Here is a 14,217-nt window from a genome sequence, read left to right as displayed (position 1 = left end):
GCTTCCCTTGTTCAAAGGCAAAGGACGGGAGCGCAAGATGAAGAAACAGAGCAACAGGCAAGAGGACGCCGCGCAGACGAGGCCGCCCGGCGAAGAGGAGCGAGATAACGATGCCCATCGTCCGGATGGGTCCACCGGCACATCCCATGACTCGACAGCGCAAAAAACGGCCCGTGATCACGATCAGCACAAACGCTGAAACTGCCACGCTAAAGGGGGTGAGGCTCGCCAGCACGGCGAGCCTCTTTTGGCTAGAGGATCGGTTTGCCACCCGTCACTGCGTAACGTGAGCCACTGATGTAACTGGCCTCGTCGGAGCCCAGCAGCACGTAGATCGGCGCGACCTCCACCGGTTGACCGGGGCGCCCCATCGGGTAGCTGGAACCAAAGTTCTTGACGGCCTCGTCCGGCATGGTGGCCGGAATCAAAGGCGTCCAGATAGGGCCTGGCGCGACGCTGTTGACCCGAATACCTTTCTTGCCTAGCAGCTGAGCAAGGCCCGCAGTGAAGTTGGCAATGGCCCCCTTGGTCGTGGCATAGGCAAGCAGGCTGGGGGATGGATCGTCGGAATTGACCGAGCTCGTGTTGATGATCGAACTGCCCTTGGGCATGGAAGGCAGTGCCGCCTGGCAAATACGGAAGATGGCGGTGATGTTGGTATCGAAGGTCTTGACCCATTCGTCATCGTCAATTTCCTCCAGGGTCTCGTGGGACATCTGGAACGCCGCGTTGTTGACCAGGATGTCGATACGCCCGAACTGGCTGACGGTCTTTTCAACGATGTCGTAGCAGTGCTGTTTATGCGCCAGGTCTCCGGGCAACAGAAGGCATTGACGGCCTGCGGCCTCGACGCAGCGTGCGGTTTCTTGCGCGTCGTCATGCTCATTCAGATAAGCGATGGCGACGTCGGCTCCTTCACGGGCGTAGGCAATCGCTACTGCCCGCCCGATGCCGCTGTCGGCTCCGGTGATGAGTGCAATCTTGCCTTCGAGTCGATTGTGGCCGGTATACGACTGCTCACCACAATCCGGGTAAGGCTCCATCTTGCGCTGTGAGCCGGGAACATCTTGAGGCTGCGAAGGGAAGGGCGGGGTAGGGAAGTCTCGCATGGTAGAAGCTCCTGCAGTTGAGAACGTTCATACCGGTTCGAAAGGCCCCGCCTCCGCGTGTTGGTTTCAATCTGCGGTTGGTACGACGAGCGGTGCGGGCTATCAATTCAATTGAATTCCATGCCCCATCGCCTGTTCTACCGAATTCAGCTCCAGGCTCATCCCGTAGCTCGGAGCCCTACTCCCGGAGCAGCGAGTGCCTCGAATCATTACCCCTACGACCCCTGAGCACGAGATCAGCGAACACAATGCCAGGATGTTTGGCTCTCCCAAGGAGCGTCTGGATTTTTACCGGCGGGAAATCCAGTACGAAACCAGCATCCTCGCCAACCGCACGGACGCCTACCTGGCGGCGCAGTCATTCCTGGTCATCGCCTTCGTCTCCTCCATGGGCAACCTCAATCAAGGATGGGGCGAGATGTTCACCCTGATCGTACCGGCGTTCCTTGCCTTGCTCGGGGTATTGAGCGCGCTCAACGCCTGGCCTGGCATCCGCGCGGCGTACAACATCATCGATCACTGGCAGCTCAAACAAAGTCATTTGCTGCGCAGCGAGCCATTGATGGGACGGGCTTACGACGAATCGCCGCTGTTCTGCGAGGCGGAAACCTCGCGTGCCGGGCATCGAAAGTCATTGCTGTTCTCGCTACGGACGCCGTGGATCTTTCTGGTGTTCTGGGTGCTATTGGGTAGCTACTCGGTATACATCCAGCTGGCCTGAACACGTTTGCGTGAAAACATGGAGGTAACGTTTTGAAGACTGAGGGATTACTGACCGAGCTCCTCAATGCCCGTGGGCCGTGGCGGGCAGGACGAATAGCCCCGGCGCGCCGTCTATACGCAGTGGCTTACCACCTGCCATTTCGATGGAATTATTTGTTCCCTGGTTTGCTCAATAACGCATGACCAGGGAGGGAATTCTGGTGGTCGGTGCTACCTAAGGGGCCTGAGACCTGCATTCCATCAACGTGCTGGAGGTGTTGCCATGCAGCCTAAAACCGAAGGCTCTGAAGAGAAAGGCCCAAGCGACGTACCCTTCATCAACGATCCGGAAAAGCCCACGTCGCCGCCACTGAATGACGCTGATGCCACGGATGCAGCGGAGGCTGAAGAAGACATTCAGGACGATGGCCAATCCCTTTAGAGAGGAGAACCAGCCGATGGACAATTATCACCTCAGCCCGACTTCGGATGGCTGGGAATTGAAGAAAGCCGGTGCTGAGCGAGCCTCGAAACGAGCCGCCACGAAGCAGGAGCTCGTCAGTGTCCTGGCAGATTTCTTCGAGGGCAAGGCGGCGTCCGTGAAGATTCACAAGGCGGACGGCACGCTCGAGGAGGAACGCACCTACCCACGTTCAGCTGACCCGCGCCGTAGCAAAGGTTGAAGACTATAACTGCCTGTGACCTCGGCATTGAGGTCACAGATGCCCAGGGCGTGTTTAGATGGTGGCTAGCGCTGCTGGTTATCTCGAGCAGCTTCATCATCACGCTTCTCACGAGGAGCCTGGTGGTGAGGAGCGCATTCGCTGCCCATCGCCTGATACGCCTTACGAAGTTGATGGATTTCCCGGTTATCGAGCGCTTCGAGATCCAATACTGACTGCTCCGCAGATTTTGTAGCGCGGATCAGTTCGTCGAGCTTCACGTGGATGATGTCGTTATCCCGGTTCTGGGTGTTCTGAATCAGGAAAACCATCAGGAATGTGATGATGGTGGTCGACGTGTTGACGATCAGTTGCCAGGTATCGTTGTAGTGAAACCAGGGCCCAGAGGCAGCCCACATGGCAATCAACACCACGGCGATCAAAAAGGTGCTCGGCTTACCGGCGTGGTTGGCGAGCCATTGGCAGAACTGGGCGAATTTCATGACGTCATCTCCATTGCGATCTATAGGGTTTGACCGCAGCGGCGCGCTGAAATCTTTTTTTACATTTACCCCAGGTATCGGGTTAACCACTAAGCGCAGCGGAACGACGTGGCGTCCTGGAACGTCAAAAAAATACTCGAAATCTTCCCAAGGCTTCTGCGCACAGGACCTTCATCGTCTGGTTCGCCATGCTGGGCGCAGTCTTGCTGCTGCTCGCACTCTCATCCTCCTATTTGCGCTGGATCCCTGTGACCTCATCCGTAGTGTGCCTTGCCCTGGGTATCGGGCTGGGTACATCGGGGCTGGGTTTTCTTCAACTGGACTTGAGCAAGTCGAGCGGGTGGATGGAGCACCTCACAGAGGTCGCGGTGTTGTTCTCGCTGTTCTTCAGTGGCTTGAAATTGCGCCTGCCCTTGCACAACCGCCGTTGGTGCAGCGCCTTTTTTCTAGCGGGGCCGGTGATGTTGATCTGCATCGGTGGGGTAACGCTGGTGCTGCATTACGGCCTCAGCTTGGGGTGGGGAGTCTCGCTATTGATCGGGGCGATACTCGCACCCACTGACCCCGTGCTCGCAACCCTGGTGCAGGTGGTTGATGCCCAGGACGATGATCTTGTCCGCTTCAGCTTGTCGGGTGAGGCAGGGCTCAACGACGGCGTGGCGTTTCCCTTCGTCATGCTTGGACTGTTCCTGCAACTGGACAATGGCCAGCCTTGGTTCAGTGACTGGTTGCTCAAGGACATGCTGTGGGCAGTAACCGCAGGCCTCTTGCTTGGCTACTGGATGGGGCGCGGCCTGGGCAAACTCACGCTGTTCTTGCGTCTGCGCAACGACGACAGCACTGTCTCGCCCAATGACTATCTGGCCCTTGCCCTGATTGCGTTGACGTACGTGAGCGCCGAGTCGATACAGGCCTATGGGTTCCTCGCGGTGTTCGCTGCGGGCCTCGGTTTACGGCAGGCGGAGGTCAAGACCGCCAATAGCCCAGAAGGGCCGGCTGCTGAACATCTGGTACAGCCTGTGGTTGGTCACCAGCACGTGGCGCCGGAGCTAGCCGTCAAAGGCGATGTGAAAGGGCTCGACGACTCGCAGGTAGCAGCGGGGATCATGTTGGGTGACATGCTGGCGTTCGGAAGCATGATCGAACGGGCAATGGAAGTGTTTCTGGTGACCCTGCTCGGGGTAGTGCTCATTGAGCATTGGGACTGGCGGGCAGTGCTGGTTGCCAGCGCTTTGTTTTTTGTCATTCGCCCCATCAGCATCCTGCTGTTCCCGGCTCGAGGAATGCTGGATATCCGCCAGCGCGGGCTTTTAGGGTGGTTTGGCATTCGAGGTATCGGCAGCTTCTATTACTTGTTCTATGCCCTCAATCATGGGCTGCTTCCCACCTTGGCCGAGCAGAGCATCAACCTGGTGTGTCAGTGGTGGCGTTGAGCATTCTGCTGCATGGGTTGAGTGTCCAGCCGCTCCTTGCCAGATACGAAGCGTGGAAGGAGAGGGTTTCCTGATGGCTGTTCAACAGAAAAGTGCCAGGGCAGCTATTGCCCTGGCACTGTATCACCCGCAGTTAGCGATTTTCGCTACCGCGTCCGCCGCCGTGGCTGTTTTGCCCGCCTTTACGGCCTGCCTCGGAGGCACGCTCACGGTCGTTGGCAAAATTGCCGCCTGAACTCTGCCCGCCTTTGCGACCTGCCTCTGACGCTTTCTCGCGATCATTGGCAAAATTGCCAGGATTGTTCTGAGCAGTACCACCTTGATTGCCACGGTTGGTTTGGTTGTTAGCCATGATCTTTCACCTCATGTCGTCACACAGGAAAGTCTGTGTTCAACTCGGACGTCAGGGCGCGGGGTGTTTACTTCGTGTTTTTTCGCCGAGGCCGACGGGTTGCGCGAAAGAACCGGTGCAAGTGTGTGTGGCGTCATTAAGCTTTGCTCGCGAACATTTGGGAAGGATCAAGCTTGGCGCCGACCTTCCAGCCAGGCCGGCGTGGTTAAGCGACCTTCTGGGCGCATCGACGCCGCTGACACGCTATACTGAATCCCTGAGAGCGGTAGCAGGGGAAGGCTATCACCCGGTTAATCGCACGAGCTCGTCAGCAGAGTAGGGATCGAACGTGATTTCGCAATGAAACCACGCTCATTCCTCTGTAAGCAGAGCTCCCGCTAGCTATCCCTGCGTCGTGAGTGTGTGAGTGTATAACCCACAAGGATTCCCAGTGCCGCTGCGCCGATCAGCAGCGGCGTCTTGTCGTTTGCCTCCCTCCAGCCTCCGACGATACCCCTCCTGCCACTTGGAGGCTCAAAAAGGTTGCCTGATGATGCTTCGGCTGTGGGGCTGCGATTTATCCCCCAGCGCGTCAGCTTCCCTGACAACAGAGGCAGCCCTGGTATCAGGTAGCTGGCCAAATGCGCGATGCGCGCTGCGGCGCCAACGGTGGTGTGAGCCCGAGGCGAGATTGCGCAGGCCACCATAGCCTTTGCCACCCTCTCGGGATCGTATACGGGGCCTGGCGGTCTCAGTGTATGTCCGGTGTAGTTGCCGCCGTCTCGGAAGCCTGGTGTGTCCATGACTGCTGGATAGATATCGCAGACATGGATGTCGGGATATTCAGTCAACTCGCCTCGCAATGCCTCGGTCAGTCCACGCAAGCCGAACTTGCTCGCCGAATAAGCGGCGGCATAGGGTTGGGCCATCCAGCTGCCCAGCGACAGCGTGTTGATGAGAATGCCGCTGCCCTGTGCCTTGAAGAAGGGAAGGGCGACGTAGGCGCCTCGCAGATATCCGATCAGATCTGTCTGGATGACCTGCTCGTGTGCCTCCAACGGCGTTTCTTCAAACTTGCCGACCGCGCCGACCCCGGCATTGTTGACCCAGATATCGATTCGTCCATGGCCAAAGTCTGCGGCCTGAGCAGCCAGCGCTTGAACCTGATCGCTGTGGGTGACATCGGTCATGATAGCTATGGCATCCGTACCACAATCGGTGCATTCATCCAGGACGTCGAACAACGCCTCTTCGTCGCGTGCTGCGAGTACCAGGCGAGCACCTTTGCACGCAAAGGCATGCGCGGCGGCCCGGCCTATACCGCTGGATGCGCCGGTGATGACCACAACCTTGCCGCCCAGAGGCCCTTTGAGCGTAGCGCCACGGTCAGGTGCTTCTCGTTCCGCACCCGAAGCGGCGGGGTCAAGGTGGGCAATGGTGTCGCTGGCCTCGATCTGCGAGAGCTCAAGGGAGGTACCATCGACCAGGGTCAATGTCAGCCCTTCGATCGTGCCTGCCTCCCGGTTTGGAAATACGGGCTCACCTGCGGCATCCAGGCTGTCGTAGATGAAGCGCGTACCTTCGAGCCAGCCCACGGCGGTGAGAAGCTCAGGGCCGAGGTAATACTTCCCGTCTTGAAAGAAGCCTGGAAACTGATGTGCCCGCTCCACGTTTTCCACGCGATAGCGTTCGCCGGATTTCATGCCTGTCGCTTGATCGATCATCTGACAGCCTCCTGTAGGGTCAGCCTTTGCTGTGCTCGTCGGAAGGGCCCAAGGTGCCCGCTGCCGCGCCTGGCACCAGGATCACCTTGCGGCAGTTATCCTCTTTCTGATCGAACATCTTGTAGCCCATGGCCGCTTCTTCGAGGGCCAGGCGGTGGGTGACGATCAGCTCTGGTTTCAGGCGCCCTGCTTCGATGTGCTGCAGCAGTTCGGGCAAGTATTTCTGGACATGGGTCTGGCCCATTTTGAAGGTGAGTCCCTTGTCGAAGGCATCGCCGAACATGAAGGCGTGGATGAAGCCGGCGTACACCCCCGGGACACTGACAACGCCGCCGCGACGCACTGCAGCAATGCTCTGGCGCAGCGCCTTGCCACTGCTGCCTTCGATCTTCAGCGCCGTCATCACCGTTTCGGCAGTGCTGCCTTTGGCCTCGAAACCGACCGCATCGATCACTGCATCGACGCCGCGCATGCCTGGCGTCTGGCGGATGATGCTGTCTGCGGGGTCGTCGTCCTGCTCGAAGTTGATCGGTATGACGCCGTAGGCCTCTCGGGCGTAGGCCAGGCGGTAATCGTTGTCATCGACCATGAAGATGGTCTGAGCCCCGAGCATTCGCGCACAGGCGGCGCTCAGCAAGCCGACTGGCCCGGCGCCGTAGATGGCTACCGATGAACCCTGGCGAATCTCGGCATTGATGACCGCCTGCCAAGCGGTTGGAAGAATATCCGAGAGGAACAGTACCTTGTCATCGCCCAGCTCGGTGGGCACTTTGAACGGGCCGACGTTGCCCTTGGGAACCCTGACATAGTCAGCCTGGCCACCAGGAATACCGCCATAGAGATGGCTGTACCCGAACAGCGCTGCGCCTGGGGGAATGCCCTTCTTGTTGATGATCGCGCCACGGCCTGTGTTGGTGGTTTCACAGGCAGCGAACAGGTCGTGCTGGCAGAAGAAACAGCTGCCGCAAGCGATCACGAAGGGAATCACTACGCGGTCGCCGATCTGCAGATTGGTGACGGCACTGCCGGTATCTTCGACGATGCCCATGAACTCATGGCCGAAGATATCGCCCGCTTCGGTTTCTGGAATTTTGCCTCGGTAGAGGTGCAGGTCAGAGCCGCAAATGGCTGTGGCGGTGACCCTGAGGATGATGTCGTCTTCCTGCTCAATGATGGGATCGGGGACGTTATCGACCCTGACGTCGTGTGCTCCCTGGTAGGTCAATGCTCGCATAAGGTCAGCTCCTGCAGTCGTTTTTCCGTGATAGGTATGCAGGGGAAGCCATGACAGATGGCAAAGTTCAGACCAACAAGTCCAGTGGTACTTAAAACTCATTCTCGACCCTACCATTTCAAGCTAACCCTTCCTGATCCCACCGCTATCGAACGATCTGAGCCCGTGCCAGAAGAGCCAGGCCGTTCAAACGAGGGGCGTGGCGATGGACGACAGGATGTTGGCATTCATGGTGTTCGCTGCCTCACGACCTGACGTGCTTGAGCAGGTACATAATATTCAGAGAAGGTGGGTCAGGTGGGCGATCTCGCACTTTTACATTTGAGTGCCCACGTTGGGGGCAGGGGCAGGGGCAGGGGCAGGCGATCTGCGCCGCTTGTTTTCATCTGCGCTCTAGCTGGCGCCATAGTTTTTCGTGAAAATAGAATGCTAAGGTGTTACATGCCGGCTCAATTACAGCTATCAGTCCGCCTGTGAGCGCTGAGCCTGTAAGTAAATATGCAACTGTGAATGCAATGGTGAAGTGAAGAATGCTAAAGCTGAACGTTTTCCATAATGGGCCTTTCGTTCGTCCGGAGCAGCAGCGTGTGTCAGATAGGCTTCGCATTGGCGCCCCTTTATCAGTTGTTTGCGCCGCCGGGGATCGCAGACGGCGCAAATATTGGGTCATCGTTTCGCTTCTTCGCCAGGTGTTGCCGACCGGCTCAGGAATGCGCGGGTGATTTCTGGCAAGTGCTCCCTCAACCAGTCGGCCATCGCGACCTCCTCCTTCAAAATCGCTCGGCACGCTTCGGCAGTAAGCTCATCACCTGAGGCCGTTGCTGCCTCAATAAGCACGGTATAGGAGGCGATTTCAAGGTTCTCAAATACATAACCAGACATAGCCCCTTTGACGACTTCATCACTCATGGTCATACCACCCACAGCCTGCCCGAATGCCATGAGCTTTCCTGCAAGATCTTTCAAAGTTGAAGGACTTCCTCCCAAACGCTTAATGCATTCCCCAAGTAGACGTTGTTGTCCCTCCGTCTCTGCGATGTGTTGAACGATCCGCTCACGAAGCTCGGGATAATTTTCTAACCGCTCTGCTTGTGCTTTGAGCATTTTCTCCGCTTGCTGCTCCATTGCATGAGCATCTCGCAGCCAATCGAGTAAGTTTTCAGTCGGGGTCGTCATGGTCAATATCCTCGGAAATGAGTTATTGGGAATCCGGATTGTCTCAGGGGTTCGTTTCGGTCGACGAATGGATGGGTACGCTAAAGATTAGAGTTAAGGTATTTTCGAGTGATGTGAAATTTCGATTGAACTTATCTTCCCGGTCCATTCATCCAGAAAGCGGATATGGATTTAGCACGTAATAACATCTGTTCGCTCCTAAGCATTGATGGTGCCTACATTAGAGGGCGCCTGCTTACTAGCCGCGAGGAGCAAACCATGTTTATCCATAACAAACGCTTGCAATATACCGTGCGTGTCGCCCAGCCCAATCCCGGCCTGGCCAATCTGTTGCTCGAACAATTCGGTGGTGCTCAGGGCGAGCTGGCCGCTGCTAGCCGATATATCACCCAGGCACTGGCGGAAGACGACCCAGGGCGTAAAGACCTGCTGATGGATATTGCAACCGAAGAGCTCAGCCACCTGGAGATCGTCGGCTCCATAATCGTCATGCTCAACAAGGGTGCCAAAGGCCGCTTGGCCGAAGGGGTCGAAGAGGAAGGCGAGCTGTATCGAGCAATCAATGGTGCGGGTAACGACTCCCACATCACCAGCATCTTGTATGGTGCCGGTGCTCCACTGACCAATTCGGCTGGCGTCCCTTGGAGCGCTGCCTATGTCGATACCATAGGCGAGCCTACAGCAGACTTTCGTTCGAACATTGCAGCTGAAGCGCGAGCCAAGATCGTCTACGAACGTCTGATGAACGTTACCGATGACCCGGGCGTGAAAGAGGCGCTGGGCTTTCTCATGACCCGGGAGATCGCCCATCAGCTTTCCTTTGAAAAGGCGCTTCATACCATTCAGCCGAACTTCCCCCAAGGCAAACTCCCTGGTATGCCGGAGTTCACCAACAAGTATTTCAATATGTCTGGTGAGCCCAATGTGCGTGGCCCTTGGAACGAGGGCAGTGAGTGGGAGTACGTGGAAAATCCATCAGCTGCTGTGGATGGTGGGGATGGCACCGCTTCGGTGACGCTCACTCCTGCCGAAGCTGAAACAGTTGAGGCGATGAAGCTTCGGACAATGTCTGATCCAACCGCCAACCCGGTTACAGGCGCAGATCTCGGCTCCGGCTTGATTAATGGCAAAGACTGAGAAAGTCGGAGGCATCATGAACATTCTGCGCAAGAAAGCCTCGCTACATCGCCTGTTTGGTGTTGAGCACCTCATGAGCCAAGCGTTGGCCGAATTTGAAGCTGAGTCCCGCCTGGCCTGTCGAGCTCTGCGTGTACGCATGGCCGTAATGACCTTCGGAGTCGGCTCGCTTCTACCCAACGACCTTCCCGGCGATGCGCCGGAAGTCGAGCGCCCGGAAACTTTTCTGAGTAACACCCTGCACTGATCACTACCGTCTAGGAGATAACCAATGGCTGCACGGAAAACTGTTGAAGACCTGTTTATCCATGAACTGTCTGATGTGTATAGCGCAGAAAAGCAGATCACCAAGGCGCTGCCTCGGTTGGCCAGGGCCGCCACCAATCCACTACTGGCCGACGCCTTCACATCCCACCTGGCCGAGACCCAGGGTCAGATCGAGCGCATCGACCAACTGGTGGAGTCGGCAGGTTTGAAGCTCAAGCGGATGAAGTGCGTTGCGATGGAGGGGCTGGTGGAGGAGAGCAAGGAATTGCTCGATGAAATCGAACAAGGCGCGGTGCTGGATGCCGCACTGATCGGCGCCTGCCAGAAGGTAGAGCATTACGAGATCGCCAGCTATGGAACGCTGATCGCCATGGCCAAGCACCTGGGAATGAAGGAAGCAGTGTCGTTGCTGGGCGATACCTTGGCCGAGGAAAAAGCGGCGGACGACAAGCTTTCTGCTATCGCTGAAGAAGGAGGTAACCAGGCGGCCACACTCGAAAAATGAAGGCGCGAGCCCGGTGCCGATGCACCGGGCTTTTCACACCTTACTTTCCCTTGGATTTTGGGGGATGATCACCATCATGATGATCGCCAAACACGACAGCCTCTCCCCGAAGGGGGCGCGCCCAAGACCTTATCTAACACAGTTGTTGCAGGCGGCTATTGGCTAGACCGGCTATTCGTAGTGGATGGCGTAGCTGTTGAAGAACGATGTACATGGGCACCGGTTGGATCGGTGATTTGAATGACATTACCGTGCTGCCAGCCATCCGCCTGGGGATCAGCATCAGGAATACGGATGTCAGCCCGCTCGCCTTTGGTTTTCCCAGCATCCACACCCAAGCGCCCATTGCGCTGTTCGACCATCGCCGGGTCAGCCTGCCCATCTGCGGTAAAGCCCATCATCAACTGCGGCACCCCCACCGGCAGCGCTTTGTCCTGATCGGTATGCCAGGTGTGCCACGTCTTCCCGTAGGTGTGAGCCAGTCGCGCCATCAGGGCATGTTCCGCAGGATCAGGGATGCCTGGGGCGATCAACTGCCCAGAGGAGACCTCGTAGCCATGACTGTGCCACATCGCCTTCTCCCTCGTTGGTAAGCCGGCAAAAAGCTTCTCGTCGATGATGTACTCGACGCCCATGATCTTCGCCCCCTTGGTATTGCCGTCGAATATCACACATTGAATGACATCCTCGTTGAGGATGGAGCAGTAGTGGTGCGCTTCCATCTGCACGTCCGGATGCCCGTTGTAGAAGTGAAAGCCATCCAGGTAAGCGTTGATGGCCTCAATGGGCGGCTTGGACTGCAGCGTCGCGGCGCCGGCTTCCAGCAGCTGGGTTTTAGCAGACTCGGGCCTGCCTGGTGTCTCCACAGGAGACTTCGTTTCGTGAGCGGAGCAGGCCCACAGCAGAGAGCAAGCGAGGGGAAGGGTTATCGTTTGAAATAGCTGTCGCATGAGAAAGGCTCTGGCTGGTGTCCTTAGAGGACAACCATGGCCAATAAAGCGGACAGCCCAACGGACGAGTGGTCTGAGTCAGTTTCAAATGGCTAATCCATCCAATAACGGCCTCTTCGCTGGCCAAAGCAGTGCTCGACCAGCTGAGGTAGTTGCCGTCCAGGGTGTCCAGCAGCGAGTGGATAGCCTGTTCCCTGAAACTGCCGACGTCGTGCAACTTGGCGGCTGACCGGGAGCAACCTGCCCACGAAAGTTGTCCAGATTTAACGAACCAGGCGCAATGATCAAGGAGATTCTCGTGACCGAAAAGAAGGCGCGCGTCAGCAACCAGGCTTCGGGCGACATTTCCGGCTTGGCCCGCGATATGTTCTTCGCCGCGGTGCAAACTACCCGGATGCCGATGATCGTCACCGATCCTAACCGAGACGACAACCCGATCATCTTCGCCAACCGGGCCTTCCTGGAAATGACAGGTTATGCCGCGGAGGAGATTCTGGGCCAAAACTGCCGATTCCTGCAGGGGCCCGACACCGACCGCACGGTGGTAGACAGCCTGCGTCAGGCCATAGAGCAGCGCGTCGATATTGCGGCTGAGATCCTCAACTATCGTAAGGACGGTTCAAGCTTCTGGAATGCCTTGTTTCTCTCGCCGATTTTCAATGAGCGCGGTGAGCTGATCTATTACTTTGCTTCTCAGCTGGATGTCAGCCGACGCCGCGACGCCGAAGACGCCCTGCGTCAGGCGCAAAAAATGGAAGCGTTGGGGCAGCTGACAGGCGGAATCGCCCACGACTTCAACAACCTGTTGCAGGTCATGGGTGGCTACCTGGGCCTGATCGCCCGTCAAGCCGAGAAGCCCCAGGCGGACCTGAACCGTATTCGCCGTAGCGTCGGGCATGCGCAATCGGCAGTCGACCGTGCCAGTACCTGGACCAAGCAATTGCTGGCGTTCGCCCGTAAGCAGAAGTTGCATGGACGGGTACTGAACCTGAACCACCTGATTGACGATGCGCGCCCAATCATCGAGCGTACGTTCGGCGCCGAGGTGACGGTGGAGTTTGATCTTGAGGACCAGCTGCGTAGCTGCCGGATCGACGCGACACAGGCAGAAGTGGCCCTGCTGAATATTTTCCTCAACGCCAGGGATGCCCTGATAGGCCGCAAGCGGCCGCACATATTCATCGCAACCCGAAACGTCCTGATCACCGATCCAAGCCTGTCGTTTGACGGATTGCTGCCGGGTGGCTACGTGAGTATATCCATCACCGACAACGGTGTCGGTATGCCTGCGGGCATCCGTGACCGTGTGATGGACCCTTTTTTCACCACAAAGGAAGAGGGAAAAGGGTCGGGGCTGGGGTTGTCGATGGTGTACGGTTTTGCCCGCCAGTCCGGGGGCGCGGCGCGTATTTACACCGAAGAAGGCGAAGGTACCACGTTGCGCCTGTACTTCCCGGTGGATGACGCTCAGCTGGTGCAGCAGCAACCGTCGAAAGTGGCTAAGCGCAGTGCTGGCAGTGAGCGCATCCTGATCGTCGAGGACCGGCCGGATGTGGCCGAGCTGGCGAAGATGGTGTTGGAGGACTACGGCTATGCCGCCGACATGGTGCTTAACGCCCGCGAGGCGCTTAAACTGATCCAGGCTGGGGAGCGATATGACTTGCTGTTTACCGACTTGATCATGCCGGGCGGCATGAACGGCGTAATGCTTGCCCGAGCCGTGCGGCGCCTGCAACCTGGGATCAAAGTCTTGCTGACGACAGGCTACGCGGAAAACGCGATCGAGCGGACTGACATTGGCGGCGCCGAGTTCGAGGTCATCTCCAAGCCCTGCCAGCCACACGATCTGGCTTGCCGGGTCAGACAGGTACTAGATGGTCCGACTGGCGTGGCGTGATGGGCAACGGGGCGCAAGCAAGCTGTTTTGATGGCAGGTGCGCGTGAGGCCGCCATGATGCCCGGATTGGGCTGCGCCACGGGCACGGTGTGTTGCAATCTTATTGTGCATGAACATGGGACGTCCACATCAGCGCGCAGGAGCAGCCCGGCTGCCCCTGCGATTTTCACGGATGACTAGCGGTTGTCATCACTCTTGCGACCGCCACCGTGGCTATGCTGGCCACCGACCCGTCCGGCTTCCGAGGCTTTTTCGCGGTCATTGGCAAAGTTGCCGCCGGACGCCTGGCCGCCCTTGTGGCCAGCTTCGGATGCCCGCTCAGGGTCGTTCTTGAAATTACCGCCGGATGCCTGGCCACCCTTGTGACCTGCTTCCGAGGCGCGCTCTGGATCGTTCTTGAAATACCTCCTGACACCTGGCCGCCTTTGTGCCCGGCCTCGGATGCCTTTTCCCGGTCATTGGCAAAGTTGCCTGGATTGGTGTTGGCGTTGCCACCTTGATTCCCGCGGTCGTCTTGATTGCTAGCCATGATTGACACCTCATGTCGGTAGTTACACAGGAAGGTCTGTGTTAACCAGTGACCCATG

Annotated in this window: 14 protein-coding genes and 5 pseudogenes; 8 read left to right on the top strand and 11 right to left on the bottom strand. The window is 57.7% G+C overall.

Annotated elements, in window-relative coordinates; all coding sequences use genetic code 11:
• Window positions 1-251 precede the first annotated feature (251 nt).
• On the bottom strand, window positions 252-1,109 hold the full coding sequence (locus ACN6NG_RS16790) for an SDR family oxidoreductase (protein WP_210015128.1): 858 nt from the start codon (window positions 1,107-1,109) through the stop codon (window positions 252-254).
• A 196-nt stretch (window positions 1,110-1,305) separates the two neighbouring features.
• Here ACN6NG_RS16790 and ACN6NG_RS16785 point away from each other — a divergent pair, with 196 nt between their 5' ends.
• From ACN6NG_RS16785 to ACN6NG_RS16775, 3 genes are all read left to right on the top strand, one after another.
• Window positions 1,306-1,830 (top strand): hypothetical protein, encoded by a 525-nt coding sequence (locus ACN6NG_RS16785; protein ID WP_210015129.1) that lies wholly within the window; start codon window positions 1,306-1,308, stop codon window positions 1,828-1,830.
• A gap of 264 nt (window positions 1,831-2,094) precedes the next feature.
• Window positions 2,095-2,253: a hypothetical protein gene (locus ACN6NG_RS16780; protein WP_016486362.1), complete on the top strand. Its 159-nt coding sequence runs from the start codon at window positions 2,095-2,097 to the stop codon at window positions 2,251-2,253.
• Between the two features lie 16 nt (window positions 2,254-2,269).
• Complete coding sequence (locus tag ACN6NG_RS16775; RefSeq protein ID WP_210015130.1) at window positions 2,270-2,494, top strand: DUF2188 domain-containing protein; 225 nt, start codon at window positions 2,270-2,272, stop codon at window positions 2,492-2,494.
• A 65-nt stretch (window positions 2,495-2,559) separates the two neighbouring features.
• Here ACN6NG_RS16775 and ACN6NG_RS16770 read toward each other — a convergent pair whose 3' ends face one another.
• A complete protein-coding gene (locus ACN6NG_RS16770; protein ID WP_210015131.1) occupies window positions 2,560-2,976 on the bottom strand; it encodes a low affinity iron permease family protein in 417 nt (138 codons plus the stop codon).
• A gap of 188 nt (window positions 2,977-3,164) precedes the next feature.
• Here ACN6NG_RS16770 and ACN6NG_RS16765 point away from each other — a divergent pair.
• Window positions 3,165-4,483, top strand: a pseudogene (locus ACN6NG_RS16765) (cation:proton antiporter).
• Between the two features lie 59 nt (window positions 4,484-4,542).
• On the opposite strand, the pseudogene ACN6NG_RS16760 reads toward ACN6NG_RS16765, so the two are convergent.
• From ACN6NG_RS16760 to ACN6NG_RS16740, 5 genes and pseudogenes are all read right to left on the bottom strand, one after another.
• Window positions 4,543-4,737 (bottom strand): annotated as a pseudogene (locus tag ACN6NG_RS16760) (con-10 family general stress protein); the annotation flags it as partial.
• Between the two features lie 401 nt (window positions 4,738-5,138).
• The gene (locus tag ACN6NG_RS16755; RefSeq protein WP_016486367.1) at window positions 5,139-6,464 is read right to left on the bottom strand and encodes an SDR family oxidoreductase; all 1,326 of its coding nucleotides are present in this window, start codon (window positions 6,462-6,464) and stop codon (window positions 5,139-5,141) included.
• A gap of 19 nt (window positions 6,465-6,483) precedes the next feature.
• Window positions 6,484-7,698 carry a zinc-dependent alcohol dehydrogenase gene (locus ACN6NG_RS16750; protein WP_210015132.1) on the bottom strand — a complete coding sequence of 405 codons (1,215 nt, stop codon included), beginning with the start codon at window positions 7,696-7,698 and terminating at the stop codon, window positions 6,484-6,486.
• 382 nt (window positions 7,699-8,080) lie between these two features.
• The gene (locus ACN6NG_RS16745) at window positions 8,081-8,305 is read right to left on the bottom strand and encodes a DUF2061 domain-containing protein (protein WP_080641021.1); all 225 of its coding nucleotides are present in this window, start codon (window positions 8,303-8,305) and stop codon (window positions 8,081-8,083) included.
• Between the two features lie 59 nt (window positions 8,306-8,364).
• Window positions 8,365-8,874, bottom strand: a complete 510-nt coding sequence (locus ACN6NG_RS16740) for a ferritin-like domain-containing protein (RefSeq protein WP_054888267.1) — start codon at window positions 8,872-8,874, stop codon at window positions 8,365-8,367.
• Window positions 8,875-9,132: 258 nt separating this feature from the next.
• Between ACN6NG_RS16740 and ACN6NG_RS16735 the strand changes: the two genes are divergently transcribed.
• The 3 genes from ACN6NG_RS16735 to ACN6NG_RS16725 are packed head-to-tail and all read left to right on the top strand — an operon-like array spanning window position 9,133 to window position 10,783.
• Entirely contained in the window at window positions 9,133-10,011 is an 879-nt protein-coding gene (locus ACN6NG_RS16735) for a manganese catalase family protein (protein ID WP_210014319.1), read from the top strand.
• Between the two features lie 16 nt (window positions 10,012-10,027).
• Window positions 10,028-10,258 carry a hypothetical protein gene (locus ACN6NG_RS16730; protein WP_054888269.1) on the top strand — a complete coding sequence of 77 codons (231 nt, stop codon included), beginning with the start codon at window positions 10,028-10,030 and terminating at the stop codon, window positions 10,256-10,258.
• A 24-nt stretch (window positions 10,259-10,282) separates the two neighbouring features.
• Entirely contained in the window at window positions 10,283-10,783 is a 501-nt protein-coding gene (locus ACN6NG_RS16725) for a YciE/YciF ferroxidase family protein (RefSeq protein WP_054888270.1), read from the top strand.
• Window positions 10,784-10,938: 155 nt separating this feature from the next.
• Here the strand turns inward: ACN6NG_RS16725 and ACN6NG_RS16720 are convergent, their stop codons facing one another.
• The gene (locus tag ACN6NG_RS16720) at window positions 10,939-11,733 is read right to left on the bottom strand and encodes an OBAP family protein (RefSeq protein ID WP_102689577.1); all 795 of its coding nucleotides are present in this window, start codon (window positions 11,731-11,733) and stop codon (window positions 10,939-10,941) included.
• A gap of 298 nt (window positions 11,734-12,031) precedes the next feature.
• Between ACN6NG_RS16720 and ACN6NG_RS16715 the strand changes: the two genes are divergently transcribed.
• Window positions 12,032-13,630, top strand: coding sequence for a histidine kinase famiy protein (locus tag ACN6NG_RS16715; RefSeq protein ID WP_210014401.1), 1,599 nt, complete (start codon window positions 12,032-12,034; stop codon window positions 13,628-13,630).
• Between the two features lie 176 nt (window positions 13,631-13,806).
• Here ACN6NG_RS16715 and ACN6NG_RS16710 read toward each other — a convergent pair.
• The 3 pseudogenes from ACN6NG_RS16710 to ACN6NG_RS16700 form a co-directional block, all read right to left on the bottom strand.
• Window positions 13,807-13,875, bottom strand: a pseudogene (locus ACN6NG_RS16710) (glucose starvation-inducible protein B); the annotation flags it as partial.
• Window positions 13,876-13,899: 24 nt separating this feature from the next.
• Window positions 13,900-14,031, bottom strand: a pseudogene (locus ACN6NG_RS16705) (con-10 family general stress protein); the annotation flags it as partial.
• Between the two features lie 35 nt (window positions 14,032-14,066).
• Window positions 14,067-14,159 (bottom strand): annotated as a pseudogene (locus ACN6NG_RS16700) (glucose starvation-inducible protein B); the annotation flags it as partial.
• Window positions 14,160-14,217: the final 58 nt, after the last annotated feature.

The sequence above is a fragment of the Pseudomonas sp. TSO6 genome, from assembly GCF_056098905.1.
This window is presented reverse-complemented; position numbering and strand designations above follow the sequence as displayed.

Excerpts from the sequence above, each read along its gene's own strand:
- ACN6NG_RS16720 (WP_102689577.1), bottom strand. The coding sequence starts at position 11,733 with ATGCGACAGCTATTTCAAACGATAACCCTTCCCCTCGCTTGCTCTCTG.
- ACN6NG_RS16780 (WP_016486362.1), top strand. The coding sequence starts at position 2,095 with ATGCAGCCTAAAACCGAAGGCTCTGAAGAGAAAGGCCCAAGCGACGTA.
- ACN6NG_RS16730 (WP_054888269.1), top strand. The coding sequence starts at position 10,028 with ATGAACATTCTGCGCAAGAAAGCCTCGCTACATCGCCTGTTTGGTGTT.
- ACN6NG_RS16755 (WP_016486367.1), bottom strand. The coding sequence starts at position 6,464 with ATGATCGATCAAGCGACAGGCATGAAATCCGGCGAACGCTATCGCGTG.
- ACN6NG_RS16770 (WP_210015131.1), bottom strand. The coding sequence starts at position 2,976 with ATGAAATTCGCCCAGTTCTGCCAATGGCTCGCCAACCACGCCGGTAAG.
- ACN6NG_RS16790 (WP_210015128.1), bottom strand. The coding sequence starts at position 1,109 with ATGCGAGACTTCCCTACCCCGCCCTTCCCTTCGCAGCCTCAAGATGTT.
- ACN6NG_RS16745 (WP_080641021.1), bottom strand. The coding sequence starts at position 8,305 with ATGCGAAGCCTATCTGACACACGCTGCTGCTCCGGACGAACGAAAGGC.
- ACN6NG_RS16775 (WP_210015130.1), top strand. The coding sequence starts at position 2,270 with ATGGACAATTATCACCTCAGCCCGACTTCGGATGGCTGGGAATTGAAG.
- ACN6NG_RS16750 (WP_210015132.1), bottom strand. The coding sequence starts at position 7,698 with ATGCGAGCATTGACCTACCAGGGAGCACACGACGTCAGGGTCGATAAC.
- ACN6NG_RS16740 (WP_054888267.1), bottom strand. The coding sequence starts at position 8,874 with ATGACGACCCCGACTGAAAACTTACTCGATTGGCTGCGAGATGCTCAT.
- ACN6NG_RS16725 (WP_054888270.1), top strand. The coding sequence starts at position 10,283 with ATGGCTGCACGGAAAACTGTTGAAGACCTGTTTATCCATGAACTGTCT.
- ACN6NG_RS16735 (WP_210014319.1), top strand. The coding sequence starts at position 9,133 with ATGTTTATCCATAACAAACGCTTGCAATATACCGTGCGTGTCGCCCAG.